This is a genomic window from Methylobacterium sp. 391_Methyba4, from assembly GCF_029691625.1.
Taxonomy (GTDB): Bacteria; Pseudomonadota; Alphaproteobacteria; order Rhizobiales; family Beijerinckiaceae; genus Methylobacterium; species Methylobacterium fujisawaense.
This window is the reverse complement of the sequence record NZ_CP121475.1, coordinates 5,242,901-5,259,610: the sequence shown is the minus strand read 5'-3', so window position 1 is coordinate 5,259,610 and position 16,710 is coordinate 5,242,901. Positions and strand designations below refer to the sequence as shown.

The following is a 16,710-nucleotide window of genomic DNA, read 5'->3' as shown; positions in this document are numbered from 1 at the left end:
CCGGTGACGGAGACCGCCCCCGCCCCCGCAGCCGTCGGCGCGCCCGAAACCGGTTTCGCCGCCGCCCGCCGCTCCAAGCGCTCGGCCGCCGTGTCGCTGGTTCTGGTCGCGGGCGCCGGCGCGGCCGCCCTGACCCTCGGCGGCCTCGACCCGTCCCAGCGGGAGGAGGAGGCGCTCGTCTACGGGACGCTCGGCGCCTGCATCGCCCAGCAGCTGCGCAGCGCCGAGGCCTGCATCACCGCCTACAAGACCGCGCAGGAGGCCTACGCGGCGACGGCGCCGCGCTACGAGACCGAGGCCGATTGCCAGCGCCACCACGGGACCGGCGGCTGCACGCCGGGCGGGCCGGTCACGGAGGCCGCGCGCGGCCGCTACCTGCCGGTGATGGCCGCCTTCCTGATGGGGCGGACGGACGCGCAGGACCTGCCGGTCCAGCCGCTCTACCCGCACGCCCCCGAAGAGGAGCGCGACGCGGCGGAGGCGGGGACGGCCGGACATGGGGGCGGCTACTGCACCGGCACGGGCGGCCGGGTCGCCTATGCGGGCGGCGTCTCGCGGGTCCATGTCCCCGCCTCGGTCGCCCGCACCACGAGCACGACCCCGCGCACGATCAGCCGCGGCGGCTTCGGCGGCACCGGGCGGGCGACGGCGTTCTCCGGAGGCTCGGGCGGCCGCACGGGCGGTTTCGGAGGCGGCTGATGCGCCGGGTGGCGATCCCGGAGCGGCCCGACTGGCGGCTCCACGCCGCGCGGGCCGGCTTCGCCTTCCACACGTTCGACGGCGCCCCCTACTGGGACGAGACCGCCTACTACGCCTTCAGCCTCGCCGAGATCGAGGACGCCATCGAGGCGCCGAGCGCCGCGCTGCACGAGCTCTGCCTCGCCTTCGTGGACCGGGCGGTCCGCGACGAAGCGATTCTCGCCGCGCTGCGGATCCCCGAGCATGCCTGGGACGCGATCCGGGCGAGCTGGGAGCGGCGCGACCCCAGCCTGTATGGGCGCTTCGACTTCAGCTACGGGGGAACCGGGCCTGCGAAGCTCCTCGAATACAACGCCGACACGCCGACAGCGCTCTACGAGAGCGCGGTCTTCCAGTGGCTGTGGCTGGAGGACGGGCTGGCCCGGGGACGCCTCCCCGCCGGCGCCGACCAGTTCAACACCCTGCACGAGGCGCTGGTGGCGCGCTTCGCCGCCGTGGCGCCCCCGGAGGGCGTCGCCTTCGCGGGCTTCCCCGACGCGCCGGAGGATCGCGGCACGCTGGCCTATCTCCAGGATTGCGCGCTCCAGGCCGGCCGCGCCGCCCCCTTCCTGCCGGTCGAGGCGATCGGGCTCGCCGAGGACGGGCGCTTCGTGGACGCGGCCGGTGCCCCGATCGGCTGCCTGTTCAAGCTCTACCCGTGGGAATGGATGTTCGCCGACCCGTTCGGCCGCGCGGTCGGCACGGCATCGACCCGCTTCCTGGAGCCGCCCTGGAAGGCGGTGCTCTCCAACAAGGGGATGCTGGCGCATCTCTGGGCGATGGCGCCGGGCCATCCCAACCTGCTGCCGACCTACTTCGAGGAGGACCCGGCCAAGGCCGCGCTGGGCCGGAGCTTCGTGAGGAAGCCCCTCTACGGGCGCGAGGGCGCCAACGTGCTGATCGTGCGCGACGGCGCCGTCGCGGCGCGCGACGAGGGTCCCTATGGCGGCGAAGGCTTCGTGCGGCAGGCCCTGGCCGCGTTGCCCGATTTCGAGGGCCGCCGCGCGCTGGTCGGCAGCTGGATGGTCGGCGATCGACCCGCCGGCCTGTGCCTGCGCGAGTCGGACGGCCTCATCACCACCGACCGGGCCCGGTTCGTCCCGCACCTCATCGCGCCGTGACCGCGGCCCGGGTCGCCGGTCACCGGCCCAGCGCCGCGAGTTCGCGCCGCATGTTCGACCGCGCCGGCCCCTCCAGCTCCGCCCGGGCCCGGGCGGTGACGAACAGCGGCCTGCCGGATGCGAGGGCCCCCCGCAGGAAGGCCGCGCGCCCCTGCCGGTAGGCGGCCTCGCCCACGACCGGGACGAATTCCCGCGCCACGCCCGCGGCGTAGCCGTCATAGGCGGCTCGGGCCGCCCCGAGGATCGCCATGTCCAGATCGAGGAAGAGCGCGACGTCCGCGGCGAGCGCGGCCGGGAGACCGTCCGGGACGGCGTGCCGCTCGGTCGCCAGGATCATCGTCTCGGCCGCCGCCAGCGTGGGTGCCGGGACCGCGCCCTCCAGCAGCACCCGCAGGAGCGCGGCGCTGCGGCGCTCGTTGTCCGGGGCGCCCGGCTGGTAGACGGCGTCGTGGAACCAGATCGCCAGTTCCACCGCGTCGGGATTTCGGACGGTCGCGCGGTGGGCGCGAAACGCCTCCAGGAGCGCGTCGATATGCGCCTGGCCGTGATAGACGCGCTGCGGCTCGGCCAGCCGGGCACGCAGGTCAGCCAGGATGCGGGGATGGCCGTCGAGCATCGTCCGATCCTCTATCCGATCCGCCTCCGCGGGACGAGACGGGACCGCACCGATCCGGGTTCGTCGATGGCCCGTCCGCGCGCGGTATGTCGGGCAACGTCCGGCCTGTCGTGGCCCGCTCCGGTGCAAATCCTGGCATCCGCATGCGCCGCCCGGTTCAAGCGGCGCTGTGCGTCCGAAGGCTGAATCGGTCGCGTCCGGCGAGACCATCGTCTCCACATCCATGATCAATCATGCAATCTTCGATTTTGCGCAATGCAATGCCGTTGTCCGTGACAGGGTCTCTACTGGACGGATGACACCGGTTATCGCATCTGGTCTTCACGCCGGGCGCCGGCTACACGGGCTGAACGAATCCGGAGGATCCCCCGCGCCCATGAGAACGAGGACCCTGACAGCGACCACGTGGCTGGTTCTGACGACGCTGCTCGCCGCCGCCCCGGCTCGCGCACAGGCCCCTGCCTCCGCCTCCGCCTCCGCCTCCGCCCCGGCGGGTCAGGCGTCCAAGCCCGATGTCGATCCCGCGCAGGAGACGATCCGCAAGCTCAACGCCTATGTCGGGCTCCTCAACCGGACCCTGCGGGCGCAGGAATCGCTCAGCCGCTATCAGAGCTGGGTCAACATGAAGACCGGCCCGACCGGCCGCGAGCGGATCATCTACGGCCTCTACGGGCTCTACGATGTCCGCGGCGAGATCGCGAAGGCGGAGGCCGCGACTGCGCAGCCGCCCGCGATGCCGAACCTCGACGGCGCCATGACGCGCTACATCGCCGCCTACCAGGCCCTCGCGCCGACGATCACCGAGGCGGAGGGCTATTACGAGCGGCAGGATTACCGCGCGGACAAGATGGAGCAGGGCAAGGCGCTCCACGCCAAGCTCGCCGTCGCGGGGCCGGCCTTCCTGGCGGCGCGTGCCCAGGTCGACGCCGCGCTGCGGGTCGAGAAGGAGAAGAGCGACGCGCTGGAACTCGCCGCCATCGAGGCGCGGGAGGGCCGCAAGGCGCGCTGGCACGTCGCGAACGTGATGACCGAGGCGCGCAAGGTCATGGACCTGCTGCCCACCGACGCCAAGCCGGTCGTCGACATGGCGGCCTTCGAGGCCGCGCTCGGGCGCTACGCCGTCGCCGTGAAGGACCTGGACGGGTACAGCGCCGCCAACCCGAACGCCTTCCACGTGTTCGAGAGCCGGCCGCGCGCATTGCTCGGCAAGCTGCGCGAATTCGACGCCAAGCTCGCCAAGGCCAAGGGGGATGCCCGCCGCGGCGCCGGGCGCGACGTGACCTGGATCGTGAACGACTACAACACGATGGTCTCGACCGCGCAGACGGCCACGACCTTCTCGCGGTGATCGGGGGCGCCGTCAGCGGCTGTCCCGGCCCGGTTCCGTCAGCCGCAGCGAGGTCGCGGCCGTGGTGACGGCCGCCTGCCAGCGCGCCCGCTCGGCCACGGGATAGCGGATGCGCAGGGTGACGAAGGCGCCGCCGCGCCCGCCCGTCCGGAGGGTCTTCCGGTACAGGATGCCGTCGGCGGTCGTGCAGGAAAACACGATCCAGCCGGGCTTGCGCGCCCCGTATTCGGGCGGTTGCCGCAGGCAGGTCTTCCGGTCCGCGGCCACGACGGCGTCGAGATCCTGGTCGAGCCCGTCGTTCAGGCCCGACACCGTCAGGTGCAGATGGCCGTCGGCCGAATGGAAGGCCTGCCCGTCGCCGTTGTCGGGCGGCGGCTCCGCGACGAGGTCGGCGGGAACGTCGATGGAGAAGCCGAAACGGGCATTGACCACGTGCCGGAGCGCGGGTGTGTCCGACAGCGCTTCGCTCCAGTCGCGCCGGACCTGCGCGATCCGCGCGGTATAGACCCGCGTCAGGCAGGCGGCATCCGGGCAGGCATCGCGGATCCGCGTGCGCCAGCGTGCGTGGTCCGCACCGAATGTGTCGATCGCCCGGCCGGTCTCTCCGTCGATCCCACGAGTCTCCCCGGCGATCCTGTCGAACAGGCGCCTGAGTTCGTCGTCCAGCCTCGTCAGAGCGGGGTCGGCACAGATCAGCGTCTCGACCCGGCTCCGGCTCCCGGCGCAATCCGGAGCCGCCTGCGCGGCGGACGCGCCCGCGCTCAGGCCGAAGCCGAGCGCCAGCACGGGGCACGCGGCCCGCCATCGCCGCGGCTGGAAGGCCGGGCGCTCCGCGAACGCCGCTCTCGGCGAGGCCTGACCGGAAGCCCGGGCGGGACCGGGCATCGATCCGCCGCCTGCCGGCCGTGATCGCTTCGGCGGAGGCGTCTTCCGTCGCAGCACAACATCCTCCCTCCAGCGCGCCGCCACATCCCGGAACGGGCCGGGAGCCCGGGTCACCGGATCGTCGGCGGACCGAACGAAAGCTTTCGGGCAGAGTTGAGGCCGACCGTGAAGCCCGCGCAGGGTCGAGGCGGAGTGAAAACGCTGCCGTCGGCGTCGCCTGCGCACCCGTGTGCCCGGCCTGGCGGATGTCGTCTCCCGACCCGGGCGCGCGATACAGGGGTACGCGGCGAAACCACCGGACATTGATTCCCGGAGATCGTTCTCCATGATCTGTCGGACGTTTTCGTTGACAGATTTATTTGCCAAAACAGAAAGGCATCGCTCAACCAACTGTCGATGATCGAGTGGCACGGGCTGCCGCTTCCTGCCGCCCGGTCAAGGCTGCCTCGCACGATCGTGCCGTCGGCCGGATCTTCGCGGTGACGCATGCCGGCAGCCCCGACGAGCGGGAGCGCCGCACAGCATCCCGCGATCGTCACACGACGGCATCCCTGCGAGACCGATCCCGGGACCCACGTTTCACCCGGTCTCGATCGGAAGCGGCCGGTCCGGTGCGCGCGGCCGCGATCGATTGCGCTGAGGAGACCGTTCGGTCTATCGCCTGCGCAGGACGGCCGGCGGCCTCGGGCGCCGGCTCGATCCGCGAGGAGCGCGCCCATGTCAGCCGCACACGCCCCGATCGGCCGCTTCCCGATCCCCCGCCTGGAGGATCTGCCGGCCGACATCCGCGCGCGGATCGAGGCGGTGCAGGAAAAGTCCGGCTTCGTCCCGAACGTGTTCCTGGTGCTCGCCCATCGCCCGGAGGAATTCCGAGCCTTCTTCGCGTATCACGACGCCCTCATGGACAAGCCGGGCAACCTGACCAAGGCCGAGCGCGAGATGATCGTCGTGGCGACCTCGGCCATGAACCAGTGCCAGTACTGCGTGATCGCCCACGGTGCGATCCTCCGGATTCGCGCCAAGGACCCGCTGATCGCCGATCAGGTCGCGATCAACTACCGCAAGGCCGACCTCACCGATCGGCAGAAGGCGATGCTCGATTTCGCCATGCTGGTCAGCCAGTCCGCGCATCTCGTGGGGGAGGCCGCGTTCGAAACGCTCGGGGCGCACGGCTTCGACGACGCGGATGCCTGGGATATCGCCGCCATCGCGGCCTTCTTCGGCCTGTCGAACCGGCTGGCGAACGTGACCGGCCTGCGGCCCAACCCGGAATTCTACACGCTGGGGCGCGGCTGACGGCATGGCCGTCCCGCCAGCGCCGCGGCGCACCTGACCGGCGCAGCTGAAAGCGACACCGCCTTGGACCCTCTCCCGTGACCGGCGCGGTGCTGCTCGCCCTGTTGCCGATCGTGATCCTGACCGCGCTGGGACTGGCCCTGCGGCGGCGTGGTTTCCTGGCCGAGGGCTTCTGGCCGCAGGCCGAGCGGCTGGGCTACTTCGTGCTGCTGCCGAGCCTGTTCTTCCACGGCCTCGCGACGGCGCGGATCGAGGCCGTGCCGGTCGGCGCCCTCGCGCTGACGCTGATCCTGTCGACCCTCGCCGTCGCGGTCCTCTTGATCGTCCTGAGGCCGTGCCTGAGGCTCGACGGACCGGCCTTCACCTCGGTGTTCCAGGGCAGTGTCCGCTTCAACAACTATGTCGGGGTGACGCTGGCCGCCGGATTGTTCGGGCCGCAGGGCATCGCGCTGGCGGCCATCTGCAACGCGGCGATCGTGCCCACCGTCAACATCCTCTGCGTGCTGGTCTTCGCCCGGCACGGCACGGTGCGGCTGACGCCGCGCGGCATCGCCCGGCAACTGGCCACCAACCCGCTGGTGGTGTCCTCGCTCGGCGGAATCCTGGTCCAGGGCCTCGGCCTCGGTATTCCGCCGGGGCTGGAACCAGCCCTGCGGGCCCTCGGGGCCGCGTCGCTGCCCCTCGGCCTGCTCTGCGTCGGCGCGGCGCTCGACTTCGGCACCGCCCGGCACTGGGCGGGGCCCGTGCTCGCCGCCTCGACGATGAAGTTCGTCGCCATGCCGGCGGCGACGGTTCTGGCGGCCCTGTGCCTCGGGCTGCACGGCCCGGCGCTGACCACCGCCCTGCTCTTCCAGGTCCTGCCCACCGCCTCCTCCGCCTACATCCTGGCCCGGCAGCTCGGCGGGGACGCCCCCCTGATGGCGGGGATCACGGCGGCGCAGACCGTGCTGGCCCTGGTGGCGATGCCCCTGGTCCTGATCGCCCTCGCCGCCTGGGTTCCGCTCTAGGCTCCCGGCGCGCCGCCCGGCCCCGTCGTGCGACCTGGCGTCGCGCGCGCATGGCGGATCCGGTCGCCGTGCCCTTCGGCCACCCGGCACCGGCCTCCCGCGCGGACGGTTAGCCCGCCTGTGCCAATCCTTTAGCCCTATAGGAGCGGCACGGTTCGGCTGTTAACACGCTTTAAGTTTTGCGGCCGACCCGATGAGGAGGCGAACCCCGGCTTGAACCTACGAAGCGGCGCGGCTCAGCGTCTTGATGTGACTGCGTGCGATCGCGAGCCCATCCATATCGTCGGCAGCGTCCAGCCGCACGGATTCCTGCTCGGGCTCGACGCCCGGTCCCTCGCCATCGTCCAGGCGAGCGCCAACGCCCCAGCGGCGGCGGCGGTCGGGACCATCCTCGACGCGGCTCTGCCCGACCTTGCGGCCGTCGTCCGGCACCACCTCGCGGCGGCGGAGACCCAGGACGGGGCCCTCTATCTTCGCACCGTCACGCTGGAGACCGGCAGCGGGCGCCAAGCCTACGAGGTGGCGGCCCACCGGGTCGATGACCTTGTGGTGGTGGAACTGGAGGAGATCGACGCGGCCGCCGCCGACATCGGCGTCGACCTGCTCACGCCGCGCCTGCGCGCCTTCGTCGAACGCCTGCACACCGCCAGAACCGTCGAGGACCTCTGCCGGTTCGTCGCCGAGGACATCCGCCAGATCACCGGTCTCGACCGCGCCCTGGTCTACCGGTTCGACCGCGACTGGCACGGGACGGTGCTGGCGGAGGCCGGGAACGGCGTCCTGCCCTCCTACCTCGACCTGCGCTTCCCCGCCTCCGACATCCCCGTCCAGGCGCGCGAACTCTACCGCCGGAACCGCCTGCGCATCATCCCCGATGCCGGCTACGTCCCCGTGCCGATCCGGCCGGCCACCACGCCGTCCGGCCGGCCCCTGGACCTCAGCCAGTCGGTGCTGCGCTCGGTCTCGCCGGTCCATGTCGAGTACATGCGCAACATGGGCACGATGGCGTCCATGTCGGTATCGATCCTCGTCGACGGCGCGCTCTGGGGCCTGATCTCCTGCCACAACCGCGCGCCCAAGCGCGTGCCCCTCCAGGCGCGCAACGCCTGCGACGTGCTCACCCAGATCTTCGCGCTGCAGCTCTCGGCCCGCGAGCGCGGCGCCCAGTCCGAGAGGCGTCTGGCCCTGGGCGCCGTGCAGGCGCGCCTCCTCGGCTTCATGGCCGAGGAGGACAGCTTCGTCGACGGCCTGCTCAACCATCCCGACGACGTCCTGGCCCTGGTGGACGCGACCGGCGCCGCGGTGGTGACGGCGGACCGCTGCCGGCTGCTCGGGGCCACGCCGACCGAGCGCGAGGTCCGTGGCCTGTACCGGTGGCTGTCCGCGCGCGAGGAGGCCGAGGAGGTCTTCGTCTCCGAAGCCCTGTCGGAGGCGTTTCCGGCGGCCGCGGCCTTCGCCGGGCGGGCGAGCGGTCTCCTGGCGGTCTCGGTCTCGAAGAAATACGCGAGTTACATCCTCTGGTTCAGACCCGAGGTCGTGCGGACGGTGAAGTGGGGCGGCAATCCCGTGAAGGCCGTCGAGCCCGATCCGGACGGCGGTCCGGACCGGCTGCACCCGCGCAAGTCGTTCGAGATCTGGAAGGAAACCGTGAAGGGCCGCTCCCTGCCCTGGTCCGACCCGGAGGTGGAGGCCGCCAAGGACCTGCGCGCCTCGGTGCTCGGCATCGTGCTGCGCCGGGCGGAGGAACTCGCCGCCATGAGCGAGGAGCTGCAGCGCACGAACAAGGAGCTGGAGGCCTTCTCGTACTCGGTCAGCCACGACCTGCGCGCGCCCTTCCGCCACATCGTCGGCTACGCGAACCTGCTCAAGACCCGCGAGGGGGCCCAACTGTCCGACAAGGGCCGGCACTACGTGGAGACGATCATCGAGGCGGCCTTCTCGGCCGGAACCCTGGTCGACAGCCTCCTGAGCTTCTCGCAGATGGGCCGGCACGCCCTGAACAAGGTCTGGGGCGACATGAACGCCCTGGTCGAGGAAGTCCGCCGCAAGGTCCTGCGCGACGTCACCCCCGACCGGACCATCCGCTGGGAGATCGCCCCGCTCGGCCGCGCCTATGCCGATCCGGTGATGCTGCGGCTCGTCCTCGAGAACCTGCTGTCGAACGCCGTGAAGTACACCCGCGACACCGCGGAGGCGGTGATCGCCGTGGGCAGCCTGCCGCCCCGGGACGGGGAGGCGGTCTACTACGTCCGCGACAACGGCGCCGGCTTCGACATGGCCTATGTCGACAAGCTGTTCGGCGTCTTCCAGCGCCTGCACCGGGTCGAGGAGTTCGAGGGCACCGGCATCGGTCTCGCCAACGTCCGGCGCATCGTCGAGCGCCACGGCGGGCGGACCTGGGCCGAGGGAACGCTCGGCCGGGGCGCCACATTCTACTTCACCCTGCCCATCCGGGAGGAGGCGCACTGAGATGGCAGGACTGAAACCCATCCTCCTGGTCGAGGACAATCCGAACGACATCGAGCTGACCCTCGCGGCCCTCGAATCGAGCCAGCTCGCCAACGAGATCGTCATCTGCCGCGACGGCGCCGAGGCCCTCGACTTCATCTACTGCCGCGGCGCCCACGAGAAGCGGCAGGCCCAGGATCCCGCCGTGGTCCTGCTCGACCTGAAGCTTCCCAAGGTCGACGGCCTGGAGGTGCTCGCCAAGATCAAGGGCGACCCGGTCACCCGCAAGACGCCCGTGGTCATGCTGACCTCGTCCCGCGAGGAGACCGACCTGGTGCGCTCCTACGACCTCGGGGTGAACGCCTTCGTGGTGAAGCCCGTGGGCTTCGAGGAGTTCTTCGCCGCGATCAAGGAGATCGGGGTGTTCTGGGCCCTCCTCAACGAGCCGCCGCCATACCGGGGAGGCTGGCCATCGAACGCGTGATCGGACGTTCCGCGGGCCCGCTGCGCATCCTGCATCTGGAGGACAGCGATCTCGACGCCGAGCTGATCGAGGCCGAGCTGGAGACGCTCGGGCATCCGGTCGAGATCGAGCGGGTGATGACGCGCGACGCCTTCGCCCGCGCGGCGGTGCCCGGCCGGTACGATCTGATCCTGGCGGACTACGTCCTGCCGACCTTCGACGGGGTGAGCGCCCTCGGCATCGCCCGGGCGCAATGCCCGGACACCCCGTTCATCTTCTGCTCGGGCACGCTGGGCGAGGACGTGGCCGTCGAGGCCCTGAAGAACGGCGCCACCGACTACGTCGTCAAGCAGCGCCTCGACCGGATGCCGCGCACCATCGTCCGGGCGCTGGCCGAGGCGCGGGCGCGCGCCGAGAAGCGCGAAGCCGAGGCTGCCCTGCAGGCGCTCAACGAGACCCTGGAGGCGCGCATCGCCGAGCGCACCCGGGAACTCGCCGCGGCGAACGACGCTCTGCAGGCTCAGATCGTCGAACGCGAACGGGCGGAGGACGCCCTGCGGCTCGCCCAGCGCCTGGACGCGGTCGGGCAGCTCACGAGCGGTGTCGCGCACGACTTCAACAACCTGCTCACGGTGATCGCCGGCAACATCGAGTTCCTGGAGCGCGCCGTCTCCGACGCCCGCTCGAAGCGCCGCCTCGACATGATGCGCGGGGCCGCCGAGCGCGCCGCCCGGCTCACGGCACAGCTCCTCGCCTTCTCCCGGCGCCAGCGCCTGGAACCCACCCCGGTCAGCCTGAACCAGACGGTCGCCTCGATGCGCGACCTGCTGCAGAGTTCGATCGGCGGCGCGGTTCGCATCGAGACCGCGCTCCAGCCCGATCTGTGGCCGGCCCTGGTCGACGCCACCCAGATCGAGCTCGTGATCCTCAACCTCGCCATCAACGCCCGCGACGCGATGGCGGTGGGCGGCCGGCTCGCCATCGAGACCGCCAATGTCAGCGTCACCGGGGCGCCGACGCGGCCCGAACAGCCGGCGCCCGGCGCCTACGTCATGGTGGCGGTGAGCGACACCGGCACCGGGATGACGCCGGACGTGCTGGCCCGGGTGTTCGAGCCGTTCTTCACCACCAAGGAGGTCGGCAAGGGGTCGGGTCTCGGGCTCGCCCAGGTCTACGGCTTCGTCAAGCAGTCCGGTGGCGGCATCCGCATCGACACGGTCGCCGGCGAGGGCACCTCGATCAAGGTCTACCTGCCCCGGGCCGCGGAGGCGAAGGGGGACGCACCCCGCAATGCCGCCGCGGCCGAGGCCGCGCGGATGCATCCGCCCGGAAGCGGCCCCCGGCTTCTGGTGGTCGACGACGACGCCGAGGTGCGCGAGGTGACGACGACCCGCCTGACCGAGGCCGGCTACGCGGTGCGCGAGGCGGCCTCCGGCCTCCAGGCCCTGGCCGCCCTCGAAGCGGATCCGGGCGTCGACCTCGTCGTGATGGATTTCGCCATGCCCGGCATGAACGGAGCCGAGACGGCTCTGGAGATCCGGAAGCGCTGGCCGACGCTGCCGGTGCTGTTCGTCACCGGCTTTGCCGACACCACCGCCCTGACGAAGGCCGGGGCCGTCGGCAGCGACGCGATCGTGCTGAAGCCGTTCCGGGTCGGCGAGCTCGAGGGCAAGGTCGCCGCCGCCCTGGCGGCCCGCCCGCCGGCGCAGCTTCGCCTGATCTCGGGCCGCGACAGGAGCGCCTGAGGCGTCCTCGACCCGGGCCGTGGCCATCGGACGGCCCGCGCCGGCGAAAGGCAACCCCCGGCAGTCGGCGCTGCGACCGGAGCGGGGTGTCTGGCCCTGCCGGTGGTGCCGGCCTCCGGCTACACCCGCGCCCGGGCCGAGATGGGGGATCCGCGCTTTCGCGCAGCTGCCAATCGCGGCACGGGGCCTAGATCAGGGTCATGCCCCCTTCGCGCCCCATGACCCGCGCCGCCGGCCTCGAGGCCCTGGCGACATTCCTGACCGGTCCCGGCGCCGCCTACGCGGCGTCCCGGAACACGGATCGCGGCCCCGGTGCGACGCCGACGACGTCGGTTCTGTCGCCCTACCTGCGCCGCCGGCTGCTCACCGAGGAGGAGGTCGCCCGGGCCGCGCAGAGCGCCTTCGGCATCCCGGGCGCGGAGCGTTTCGTCTCCGAGGTGTTCTGGCGGACCTACTTCAAGGGCCACCTCGAAACCCATCCCGGCGCCTGGACCGGCTATCGGGAGGGTCTGGCGGCCGCACGGACGCGCCTTGCCGCCGAGCCCGGCCTGCGCCGGACCTACGAGCGGGCCGCCGCGGGGCGCACGGGCCTCGACGGCTTCGACGCCTGGGCCGGCCAGCTCGCCGAGGAGGGCTGGCTGCACAACCATGCCCGCATGTGGTTCGCCTCGATCTGGATCTTCACCCTGCGCCTGCCCTGGGAGCTGGGCGCCGACCTGTTCCTGCGCCACCTGCTCGACGGCGATCCGGCCAGCAACACCCTGTCGTGGCGGTGGGTCGCGGGCCTCCACACCCGGGGCAAGCCCTACCGCGCCCGGCGCGACAACATCCGGCAGTACACGGAGGGCCGCCACGATCCCGCCGGGCTCGACGAGGGGGCCGCGCCGCTGGAGGAGGACATGCCCCCGCGGGAGGTGCCCCTCGCCCCGGCCGACACCCCGCCGGACGGGGCGATCGCCCTGCTGCTGCACCTCGACGACCTTCATCCCGAGAGCCTTCCCCTCGGACCGGCCCGCGTGGTCCGCGTCGGCGGCCTTCTCGCCCACGCGGAGGGGGCGGTCGACCGGGTCCGCGCGGCCGACGCGGCGGCGCTGGCGGATGCCCTGACCCGGGCACAGGCGCAGTTCGGCTGCCCGGCCATGCCCGTGCAGGACGGCTGGGCCGGCGACCTGCCCGTGGTGACGGCCTGGGCGCCGGCAGGCCCCTCGGCGGAAATGCTGCCGCGGGATTGCCTCCGGGTCCGCCGCCCCTGGGATTCGCGGGCTTGGCCCCTTGCGAACCGCGGCTTCTTCCGCCTGCGCAGCGCCATCCCCGGCCTGATGGAGGCCTGACGCCGCAGATGGTCGGCGGCAGGCGCCTCCGACGCCATGTTCCCGGGACCGCGGGGCGACGCCCGCGCCCGCATCCGGAGCTTCCGCCATGGACAGGGTCCTGTACGTGCTCGTCACCCTCGTGGAATCGGTGCTCGGGATCTTCGGCGTGCGGGCGCTCTACGAGCAGCCCGCCTACACGGTGGTCGAGCGTCTCGACCGCGGGGTCGAGATCCGGTCCTACGCGCCGCGCCTGGCGGTCGAGACCGATTCCCGCGGCCAGGGCGACGGCGAGGCCTTCGGCCGGCTGTTCCGCTACATCACCGGTGCGAACCGGGGGGGCGACCGCATCGCCATGACCGCGCCGGTGGAGACCGGCGGGCGGCGCATCGCCATGACGGTCCCGGTGGAGCAGGACGGGGCCGGCACGATGCGCTTCTTCCTGCCGCGCGCGGTGGCGGCGGCCGGGGCGCCCGCGCCGACCGAGCCGGGGATCCGGCTGGTCGAGATCCCGGCCGAACGGATCGCGGCGTTGCGCTTCTCCGGCCGTCTCACCCCGGAGGTACGGGCCGCACAGGCGCGCATCCTCGCCGACGTGCTGGCGGCGGCGGGACGGAGAACCGAGGGCGCGCCGTTCGTCATGGGATACGATCCCCCCTTCGCGATCCCGTTCCTGCGCAGGAACGAGGTGGCCGTCCGGCTGGCCTCCCCGTGAGCCGGAGGCAGCGACGGGGGCCGGTCCCGGCCGGTATCCCGATGGCCCGTCGCCGAACTTCCCGATTGCGTAATATTCCCGGAAGTTACTTCCAAATATGCCCAAAGATCCCGGACGATCGTTCGATGATGTTATATCTGCGCAACACTGTGCGTCATTCGATGGTCTTTTCCGGCACGGGCAGGGATTAAACAAAACGTGAATTGCGACCCGAACCCGACCCGAGATCAGTGACGCTCACGCAGCCGACGGGAAGCGGCGCGAGCCTTGAATTCAGGTTGGGGGAAGATATGCACGCCCTACGTGGCAGCTTGATCGCGTCCGTGGCCCTGTTGCCCGGTGTCGCGCAGGCTCAACAAGCCGTCACCCTCGGTGAGATCAGCGTCGTCTCGACGTCGCCGGTGGGTGCGGGCGGCGGCAATTCCAGCGGCGCCCAGACCCTCGATACCCTCGCCCAGACCGCGCCGACGCTGCCGGCTCCGGCCGGCGGGGTGCGCCTGCGGGGCTCGGAGCAGCCGCTCAACAAGATCCCCAGCACCGTCGAGACCGTCACGGCGCGGCAGATCGAGATCGACCGGGGCTCCGACAACGTGATCGCCACGCTGGCGCGGCAGACGCCCGGCGTGAACCTCAACGATTCGCAGGGCAATTCGAACCGGGTCGATCTCAGCTATCGCGGCTTCACCGCCTCGTCCGTGCAGGGCGTGCCGCAGGGGCTCGCCGTCTATCAGAACGGCGTGCGCATCAACGAAGCCTTCGGCGACGTCGTCAATTTCGACCTGATCCCCCCGCAGGCGATCCAGCGGATCGACGTCGTCACCGGCAACCCGGTCTTCGGCCTCAACGCCATCGGCGGCGCGGTCAACATCCAGATGAAGAACGGCTTCACCTGGCAGGGCACCGAGATCTCGGCCTGGGGCGGCTCGGACGCGCGCACCGCCGGCTACCTCGAATACGGCAAGGTCTCCGGCCCCTGGAGCTTCTATTTCACAGGCGACGGCCTGAACGACCGCGGCTGGCGCTACCAGAGCCCGAGCACGATCGGCCGCCTCTACGCGGATCTCGGCTACCGCTCCCAGGATTCGGAGTTCCACCTGATCGGGCTCGCCGCCCGCAGCTTCTACGGCGCCGCCGCCGCGACCCCGGTGGACTTCACCCACCGCGATCCGCGGGCGATCTTCACCTACCCGCAGACCCAGACGACGCAGGTCGGCACGATCCAGCTGACCGGCCGGGTGGACATCTCGCCGACCTGGGATCTCGCCGGCAACGCTTATTACCGGCGCTTCAGCGAGAATTACGTCGACGGCAACCAGGGCAACTTCGAGAATTGCAGCAGCCGCAGCAGCTTCCGGGGCTCGCTTTGCTACCAGGACGACGCGTTCAACGTGAACGCGCCGCCCACCAGTCAGGTGGCGGCCCGCCGGGCCTACGCCAACCAGTTCGCGATCCTGGGCCTGAACAACCGGACGATCCCGTTCCTGCGGAACATCCCCTACGGCACGATCGACACGACCCTGACCGAGGCCGAGTCGTATGGTGGCTCGCTGCAGGCGGCCAACCGCGACCGGATCTTCGGCCTGAACAACGCCTTCGTGGTCGGCGGCAGCGTCGACGCCTCAACCTTCGCGTTCAAGTCGTCCAGCCAGCTGGGCGTGATCAATCCGAACCTGTCGATCACCGTCGACCCGAACAACCCGTATTACGGCACCATCCCGGGGCTCGGCACGCCGGACATCCGCACCCTCGGGGCGATCGGCCTCGCGCCCAGCTCGGTGACCGGCTCGACGTTGTATCTCGGCCTCTACGCCACCGACACGCTGGACCTCACCGACCGGCTGTCGCTGACCGGCGGCTTCCGCCTCAACTACGCCCGCATCCAGACGCGCGACCAGACCGGCTTCTCGCCGGACGTGACCGGCGTGCACGAATACACCAAGGTCAACCCGCTCGCGGGCCTGACCTACCAGTTCGACCCGGCGGTCAACCTCTACGGCAGCTATTCGGAATCGAACCGTGCCCCGACCCCGCTGGAGCTGTCCTGCTCCAGCCCGACCCAGCCCTGCCTGCTGCCCAACTCGCTGGTGGCCGATCCGCCGCTCAAGCAGGTCACCGGCCGGACCTACGAGGCCGGCTTCCGCGGGGTGATCCCGAGCTTCCTGTCGGGCGGCGCCCTGACCTACAAGGCCGGCGTCTACCGCACCGACCTGAGCAACGACCTCTATCAGGTCGCTGTCGCCGGCAATGCCGCCAGGGCCTACTACATCAACGTCCCGGCGACCCGGCGCCAGGGCATCGAGGTCGGCGCCGAATACGCCGTCACCCCCGACCTGCTGGTCTACGCCAACTACGCCCTGGTCGACGCGACCTTCCAGTTCAACGCGACCCTCTCGTCGCCCAACAACCCCCTGGCCAGCACGGGGGCGACCGGCGGTGCCGTGGGCGGCGACGTGATCCCGAACGGCGGCATCCGGGTGCGGCCGGGCGACAAGATCCCGCTCATCCCCGATCACCAGATCAAGGCGGGCTTCGAGTACAACATCACCCCGAACTGGCGCTTCGGCCTCAACGTCTCGGCCTTCTCGTCGTCCTATTTCCGCGGCGACGAATCGAACCTGAACCGCAAGTTGCCGGCCTACTACGTGATGAACCTGACGACGAAGTATCAGGTCACTAAGAACCTGGAGATCTTCGGGCTGATCACCAACCTGACGAACAACCGCTACGCCACCTTCGGCACCTTCGCCGAGACGGGGGCGGTCGCCGGCAACCTGTCGATCAACGATCCCCGGACCACGACGCTGGCGCAGCCGCTCTCGGTCTATGCCGGCCTGACCTACCGGTTCGGGGAAGATCCGGTCCCGATGGCGCCGGAGCCGATCATCCGGAAGTACTGATCCCGCCCGCGGGACCCTGACGGCACCCGCGAGCGCGACGCGGACGGGGTGAACGCCTTCACCGCGCGTGCCTGCGACGCAAACGGCCGGCCCGTGCTGGTGCGGGCCGGGCCGGCCTCCT

General features: G+C 71.3%; 13 protein-coding genes. 11 read left to right on the top strand and 2 right to left on the bottom strand.

Annotation, left to right across the window (positions count from 1 at the left end; genetic code table 11):
- Window positions 1–3 precede the first annotated feature (3 nt).
- Together P9K36_RS24795 and P9K36_RS24790 are read left to right on the top strand one after the other, a co-directional pair.
- Complete coding sequence (locus P9K36_RS24795; RefSeq protein ID WP_278306176.1) at window positions 4–699, top strand: DUF1190 domain-containing protein; 696 nt, start codon at window positions 4–6, stop codon at window positions 697–699.
- Window positions 699–1,859, top strand: coding sequence for a glutathionylspermidine synthase family protein (locus P9K36_RS24790; protein ID WP_075381003.1), 1,161 nt, complete (start codon window positions 699–701; stop codon window positions 1,857–1,859). The genes P9K36_RS24795 and P9K36_RS24790 overlap by 1 nt, the downstream gene beginning before the upstream one ends.
- A gap of 19 nt (window positions 1,860–1,878) precedes the next feature.
- Here P9K36_RS24790 and P9K36_RS24785 read toward each other — a convergent pair whose 3' ends face one another.
- The gene (locus tag P9K36_RS24785; RefSeq protein ID WP_053611335.1) at window positions 1,879–2,475 is read right to left on the bottom strand and encodes a hypothetical protein; all 597 of its coding nucleotides are present in this window, start codon (window positions 2,473–2,475) and stop codon (window positions 1,879–1,881) included.
- A gap of 376 nt (window positions 2,476–2,851) precedes the next feature.
- Between P9K36_RS24785 and P9K36_RS24780 the strand changes: the two genes are divergently transcribed.
- Window positions 2,852–3,823, top strand: a complete 972-nt coding sequence (locus P9K36_RS24780; RefSeq protein WP_278306175.1) for a YiiG family protein — start codon at window positions 2,852–2,854, stop codon at window positions 3,821–3,823.
- A gap of 12 nt (window positions 3,824–3,835) precedes the next feature.
- On the opposite strand, the gene P9K36_RS24775 is transcribed toward P9K36_RS24780, so the two are convergent.
- Entirely contained in the window at window positions 3,836–4,708 is an 873-nt protein-coding gene (locus P9K36_RS24775) for a hypothetical protein (RefSeq protein ID WP_278306174.1), read from the bottom strand.
- Between the two features lie 717 nt (window positions 4,709–5,425).
- Here P9K36_RS24775 and P9K36_RS24770 point away from each other — a divergent pair.
- The 8 genes from P9K36_RS24770 (at window position 5,426) to P9K36_RS24735 (ending at window position 16,589) form a co-directional block, all read left to right on the top strand.
- Window positions 5,426–6,004 carry a peroxidase-related enzyme gene (locus P9K36_RS24770; RefSeq protein ID WP_043759571.1) on the top strand — a complete coding sequence of 193 codons (579 nt, stop codon included), beginning with the start codon at window positions 5,426–5,428 and terminating at the stop codon, window positions 6,002–6,004.
- Window positions 6,005–6,081: 77 nt separating this feature from the next.
- Window positions 6,082–7,011: an AEC family transporter gene (locus tag P9K36_RS24765; RefSeq protein ID WP_278306173.1), complete on the top strand. Its 930-nt coding sequence runs from the start codon at window positions 6,082–6,084 to the stop codon at window positions 7,009–7,011.
- 213 nt (window positions 7,012–7,224) lie between these two features.
- Window positions 7,225–9,480 (top strand): ATP-binding protein, encoded by a 2,256-nt coding sequence (locus tag P9K36_RS24760; RefSeq protein ID WP_043759567.1) that lies wholly within the window; start codon window positions 7,225–7,227, stop codon window positions 9,478–9,480.
- Window position 9,481: 1 nt separating this feature from the next.
- A complete protein-coding gene (locus tag P9K36_RS24755) occupies window positions 9,482–9,943 on the top strand; it encodes a response regulator (protein ID WP_043353847.1) in 462 nt (153 codons plus the stop codon).
- Window positions 9,940–11,667: a response regulator gene (locus P9K36_RS24750; RefSeq protein WP_043759565.1), complete on the top strand. Its 1,728-nt coding sequence runs from the start codon at window positions 9,940–9,942 to the stop codon at window positions 11,665–11,667. The genes P9K36_RS24755 and P9K36_RS24750 overlap by 4 nt, the downstream gene beginning before the upstream one ends.
- Before the next feature lie 200 nt (window positions 11,668–11,867).
- Entirely contained in the window at window positions 11,868–12,998 is a 1,131-nt protein-coding gene (locus tag P9K36_RS24745; RefSeq protein ID WP_278306172.1) for an FAD-binding domain-containing protein, read from the top strand.
- A gap of 88 nt (window positions 12,999–13,086) precedes the next feature.
- Window positions 13,087–13,692 (top strand): heme-binding protein, encoded by a 606-nt coding sequence (locus P9K36_RS24740; RefSeq protein ID WP_043386130.1) that lies wholly within the window; start codon window positions 13,087–13,089, stop codon window positions 13,690–13,692.
- A gap of 290 nt (window positions 13,693–13,982) precedes the next feature.
- Window positions 13,983–16,589 (top strand): TonB-dependent receptor, encoded by a 2,607-nt coding sequence (locus P9K36_RS24735; protein ID WP_043759558.1) that lies wholly within the window; start codon window positions 13,983–13,985, stop codon window positions 16,587–16,589.
- Window positions 16,590–16,710: the final 121 nt, after the last annotated feature.

What these genes read in the sequence shown, in the direction of transcription:
- P9K36_RS24745 (WP_278306172.1), top strand. Translation starts at nt 11,868, where the DNA reads ATGCCCCCTTCGCGCCCCATGACCCGCGCCGCCGGCCTCGAGGCCCTG.
- P9K36_RS24780 (WP_278306175.1), top strand. Translation starts at nt 2,852, where the DNA reads ATGAGAACGAGGACCCTGACAGCGACCACGTGGCTGGTTCTGACGACG.
- P9K36_RS24770 (WP_043759571.1), top strand. Translation starts at nt 5,426, where the DNA reads ATGTCAGCCGCACACGCCCCGATCGGCCGCTTCCCGATCCCCCGCCTG.
- P9K36_RS24775 (WP_278306174.1), bottom strand. Translation starts at nt 4,708, where the DNA reads ATGCCCGGTCCCGCCCGGGCTTCCGGTCAGGCCTCGCCGAGAGCGGCG.
- P9K36_RS24740 (WP_043386130.1), top strand. Translation starts at nt 13,087, where the DNA reads ATGGACAGGGTCCTGTACGTGCTCGTCACCCTCGTGGAATCGGTGCTC.
- P9K36_RS24735 (WP_043759558.1), top strand. Translation starts at nt 13,983, where the DNA reads ATGCACGCCCTACGTGGCAGCTTGATCGCGTCCGTGGCCCTGTTGCCC.
- P9K36_RS24755 (WP_043353847.1), top strand. Translation starts at nt 9,482, where the DNA reads ATGGCAGGACTGAAACCCATCCTCCTGGTCGAGGACAATCCGAACGAC.
- P9K36_RS24785 (WP_053611335.1), bottom strand. Translation starts at nt 2,475, where the DNA reads ATGCTCGACGGCCATCCCCGCATCCTGGCTGACCTGCGTGCCCGGCTG.
- P9K36_RS24790 (WP_075381003.1), top strand. Translation starts at nt 699, where the DNA reads ATGCGCCGGGTGGCGATCCCGGAGCGGCCCGACTGGCGGCTCCACGCC.